This window comes from Microcystis sp. LE19-41.2A, assembly GCF_027530405.1.
Lineage (GTDB): Bacteria > Cyanobacteriota > Cyanobacteriia > Cyanobacteriales > Microcystaceae > Microcystis > Microcystis aeruginosa.
This window is the reverse complement of sequence record NZ_JAPZQJ010000075.1, coordinates 1-4,928: the sequence shown is the minus strand read 5'-3', so window position 1 is coordinate 4,928 and position 4,928 is coordinate 1. Positions and strand designations below refer to the sequence as shown.

Sequence of the window (4,928 nt, the reverse complement as noted above, 5' to 3'; positions counted from 1 at the left end):
GAAATTAGTAAAAGCTGTTTGTAGGTGTCTTAACCCTTGTGGTAAAGGTACACAGCTTACCTCGTTTAAAAAGTTTAATTCTTCTTGTTTTTTCCAATGGGTTAGCATTGAAGAAGTTTGAGCGTAGCCTACTCTTTCTTGCTTTTCGTACCATGCTTGTGTTCTGACATGGAGAGCTTTATTGTAAACTAATCTTACACAGCCCAAAGTGCGCCGCAATAGCGACTCTTGTTCTGGTGTTGGGTAAAATCGGTAGCGATAGCTTTTCCATATCTCGCATTCTAGCATATATCGTGTAAATGCGCTAAAATCTGACGGTAAAGCCGTCGTAGAACGACGGGGTTTCAGACCCAAAATTTTCGATGATCATCGCAGGAGAAAGAAGCGGAGTCGGTAAAACTACGATTACTCTGGCAATCTTGGCCTATTTAATCAGTCGTGGCGATCGAGTGCAATCTTTTAAAGTCGGGCCCGATTATATCGATCCCATGTTCCATAGTCATTTTACCGGTCGCCCCTGTCGCAATCTCGATCCGGTTTTAACTTCTGAAGACTATGTAAAAACCTGTTTTGCCCAACATTGTCAAAATGTCGATTATGCTCTGATTGAAGGGGTAATGGGGCTATTTGATGGTATTCAATTAAGCGATACTCAATTTCCCGACTATGCCAGTACCGCCCATATTGCCCGTATTTTAGGGCTTCCTCTGCTGTTAGTTATCGATTGTAGTCGTTTATCTACCTCTGTCGCCGCTATTGTCCGCGGTTATCAATCTTTAGACAAAAATCTTCATCTAGCCGGAGTTATCCTCAATCGGGTTGGCAGCGATCGCCACCTGCAATTACTGCAAACCGCCCTAGAATCGATCAATATGCCGATTGTCGGGGTTTTGCGTCGTCAAGATTCCCTGACAATTCCCGATCGCCATCTAGGATTGGTTCCCAGGGATGAACTAGGAGAAATCAGGCAACTGCAAGATCAACTGGCTTCTATTGCCCAAAACTGCTTTAATTGGGACATTCTCTTGCCTTTACTCACTATTTCTCCCCAAGAGAACCCGAAAAATCCCCCAAGAGCAAATAAGCTTTTTCCCCCTATCCGTATCGGTATTGCCAGAGATAAGGCTTTTAACTTTTATTATCCCGATAATCTCGATATTTTAGCCAATTTAGGCGCGGAATTAATCTTTTGGAGTCCCTTGCAAGGGGCAAATTTGCCCGAAAACCTGCAAGGGTTGTACTTTGGTGGCGGTTTTCCCGAAATCTTTGCCCCGGAATTAGCAGCTAACACCCCTATCTTAACTCAGGTGAGAAAAGCGATCGCCTCTGGAATGCCCACCTACGCCGAATGTGGGGGATTAATGTATTTATGTGACAAAATAGTTGATTTTGAGCAAAAAAACCATTCTATGTTGCAAATAATCCCCCAATCTGCTATAATGTCCCCGAAATTAACCCTAGGTTATCGGCAAGCCATCGCCAAACAGGAGACGATCCTGCTCAAAGCAGGTCAACCAGTGCGCGGCCATGAATTCCATCGCTCCCAATTAAGCGGGGTGAGCGACGCACCGATTTATCAACTGCAAGCATTCCCCAAAAGTGCTATCAATGCCGAAGGGTGGCAAGGTAAGAATCTGCACGCTTCCTATCTCCACCTACATTTTGGGGGCCAACTAAGCCTGCCGAAAAAATTTTTAGCTGCCGGCCTTGATTTTTTCCGCACAGCTGCGTTAAGCTAATTACAGATAAATTTGATAATCAATCCGTTAAGGGATACAGGAGGTGATGTCGATGGTAGAAAGTAGTAAAAGCATGGGTCTCCTAATCGACAATAGCCGGCTGTGCGCCGGGGCTGTTCTCTAGACCCCCACGTCTAAACAAGATTTAGACTAGCTGGAGTTCCTTCCGGCAGTCTGGTGTCGATTCCGATGACCCGCTACACCGCCCTTACCGAGCAATTGGTAAGGGCGGATAGTTTTTGAGGGTTTCCCGTCATCTGGGAACCCCAGAACCAGAAGTAATACCAATTTTTTCCTAAGTGAGCCTTTCTTGACTTTAACTCTACGGGCGCAAACTAACCCAGCGCCGCTTCTGGTTTGGGGACACCATTTTAACGCCTGTCACCGAGATAATATCATTGGCCAAATTCTCTGCCATCATGGGAATGAGTTGATTTATATTATTCTCATAAGCTTTTATCCAGAATTGAGAGAGTTTCTCTCTCGCCTCCTCATTGACATAGATAGTTTTACCCGGCGTAATCAATACCATTGCCACATCACCGGAGTTTTCCGTGACGGCAAAGACAAACTGATCACGGTCGGACTTGAGCCCTTCGTACCAGTAGTCTATGTGTTCTTCTAATTCGTATTCATAGAGAGCGCGTTCCATCTTGCCATCTTCTAGCAAGGCTTTACGCAGTGTATTGGCTATCTTTCTTTTTTTCATGGTCTTGTCTCTGTTTTTATCGGCGTTAAGTTTTGCCCATTAGACATCACTCCATATTAAGAGTGCCACCAGAGAAATCATCAATTAACCTGACAACAACCCAGTTCAGTGGCCGTTATCAAAATCACAGAACCTTGCCCGACTCGTCTAGACGAGCCTGTTGTATGAGCTTAAGTTTTCTCTGTGTAAGGATTCTAACCTACTTTAGTTTTTGTTTAAGTGCCGTCAGGAGCGACAGGGTGGCCACTTTTTCAACTGGTCAAGGGAAAAAAAATGAGATCGCATCTTTCCCTAAGTAATTAAATTGTGTATAATGGCAAAAGAATAGAAAGGCTATATGCGTCGTCAAACTGTGTAGTCAACCTATAAGGTGTGAGGAAAAAACCATCATGTTAAGAATGTTCTGGAAATCATTGCTGGTTAGCCCAGCGATTTTAGGGGCTACCCTAGTAGCTTCCGCTAATGCTAGTAGCTTCGATCCCGCCAAATCTACCAGTGTTTCTACCGAATTTAACAATCTAGAAATCGCTCAAGTTCAGGACAACGCTGCAGGAACTGGCGAATTACTCAATCAGATCGAACAGTACGGTAACGAAGGTCAAGTTGCACCCGTACAGGGCAACACCATCGATCAAGTCACCAGCGTTAACCAACTGCGGGATGTTTCCCCCACCGCTTGGGCTTTCGAGGCTTTAAGAAGTTTAGTTGAACGCTATGGTTGTATTGTTGGTTATCCCGATCGCACCTTCCGCGGCGACCGAGCTTTAACCCGTTGGGAATTTGCGGCTGGTTTAAACGCTTGCTTAAACGTCATGGAACGTTTAATTCAAGATGGTGTCAACGTCCTCAAGGAAGACTTAGATGCCCTCAAGCGCTTGATGGATGAGTTCCAAGCTGAGTTAGCGGCGTTGGGAGCTAGAGTTGATAACTTAGAAAGCCGGGTGTCTTTCCTCGAAAATAACCAATTCTCCACCACCACCAAATTAGCTGGGGAAGTTATCTTCGCTGTCACCGATACGGTCGGTGCCGGTAGCCCCGCCTCCCAGGCCGCCATGCAATACCGCGCTCGTTTGCTGTTAAACACGAGCTTCACCGGTCAGGACGTATTGAAAACTCGTTTAGCGGCGGGTAGTGCCACTCCCTTCGGATTTGATTACAAATCGACCACCACACTACAAAATGGTGATCCCGCTTCCGTCAGATTCGATAATCTGCAAAGCCCTTCCCTATTCCAAACTTGGACCGCGGCCGGTAACGGTAGCGATGTGGTTCTCGACTGGTTGGCCTACTATACCCCGATTGACTTAGGTTATTTTGGTCGCTTCAGTACCTACGTCGCCGCTTGGGGTGGTATTTGGAATGACTTCGTTCCCACCACTAACCCCTTCTTTGAAGACTTCGACGGTGGTAATGGTGCGCTATCTACCTTCGCTTCCGAAAACCCCATCTACCGTATCGGTGGTGGTTCTGGGGGTGGTGTTAGCCTACAATTAGGCTTCCTCCAAAGCATTGTCGGTCCGACCTCCCTATCCTTGGGTTACTTAGCCGGTGGTGGTGGCTCTAGTTCTGCGGCCAATCCTAACCCGGGTAATGGTCTCTTTAACGGAGATTACGCCGCTTTAGCACAGATTAACGCTAACCTCTTTAACTTCCTCAACGTCGGCTTCACCTACGTTAACGCTTACCAAGGTGCCGATACCGCCATCTTCGGTAACGGTGGTTCCTTCGGTGTAACGGGTACTTCCGCCGCTAACCTTTCCCAAACTCAGTTAAATACCCTGCTCAACGTCAACGGCAACGATCCTGATAGCGTCACCCTACAGGATGAAGTCGGTTTCTTCAACTTCGGAGCCAAAGTATCCAATAGCTACGGTTTAACCGGTGCAGTGGATCTTGGTTTCGCCAGCTTGAGTGCCTTCGGTTCCTACTCCACCGTGCGTTTACTCGGTCTCGGTGATGCGGAAGTGTGGACCTACGGTGCTGGTATTGCCTTCCCCGACTTGGGTAAAGAAGGAAATATCTTAGGTCTGTTTGCTGGTGCGCAGCCCTACATCGGTCACTTAAGCTTCCGAGACATGGGGCTAAAAGTATCTAACATCGTTCCCTACCACGTTGAATTGTTCTACAAGTACCAAGTCACCGACAATATTTCTATCACCCCCGGTGTCATCTGGATTTCTGCACCTGAACAGTTCAAAGGCACTGGTAACGAGTGGATTGGCACTCTCCGCGGAACCTTTACCTTCTAGGATTTCCTAAATTAAACCCGAAACCCCACCCATGGTGGGGTTTTGTTTTAGGCAAATAGACGCTGATATTCTATCTGGATACAAGCATCCTTGACATCCTCACCGCCGTAAACGGACGGTGATTCCCAAACCTCACGATTTAGGTTTCTGCTTCTTTCCCGAAGGATTTTTCGCACCTGCCTTAACAGATTTACTCTGTTCTGGTCTTATGGTCGCTCGACAGACTGACAC

At 46.7% G+C, this 4,928-nt stretch carries 4 protein-coding genes; 2 read left to right on the top strand and 2 right to left on the bottom strand.

What is annotated here, in order from left to right:
- A partial coding sequence (locus O9290_RS03225; protein ID WP_502846439.1) for a helix-turn-helix domain-containing protein occupies positions 1-288 on the bottom strand: 288 nt, incomplete at its 3' end.
- A 74-nt stretch (positions 289-362) separates the two neighbouring features.
- Between O9290_RS03225 and O9290_RS03220 the strand changes: the two genes are divergently transcribed.
- Positions 363-1,739, top strand: coding sequence for a cobyrinic acid a,c-diamide synthase CobB (locus O9290_RS03220; RefSeq protein ID WP_002759869.1), 1,377 nt, complete (start codon positions 363-365; stop codon positions 1,737-1,739).
- Positions 1,740-2,061: 322 nt separating this feature from the next.
- Here O9290_RS03220 and O9290_RS03215 read toward each other — a convergent pair whose 3' ends face one another.
- Positions 2,062-2,448 carry a hypothetical protein gene (locus O9290_RS03215; protein ID WP_002759871.1) on the bottom strand — a complete coding sequence of 129 codons (387 nt, stop codon included), beginning with the start codon at positions 2,446-2,448 and terminating at the stop codon, positions 2,062-2,064.
- A gap of 389 nt (positions 2,449-2,837) precedes the next feature.
- Here O9290_RS03215 and O9290_RS03210 point away from each other — a divergent pair, with 389 nt between their 5' ends.
- The gene (locus O9290_RS03210) at positions 2,838-4,697 is read left to right on the top strand and encodes an iron uptake porin (RefSeq protein ID WP_002759873.1); all 1,860 of its coding nucleotides are present in this window, start codon (positions 2,838-2,840) and stop codon (positions 4,695-4,697) included.
- The last annotated feature ends 231 nt before the right edge of the window (positions 4,698-4,928 follow it).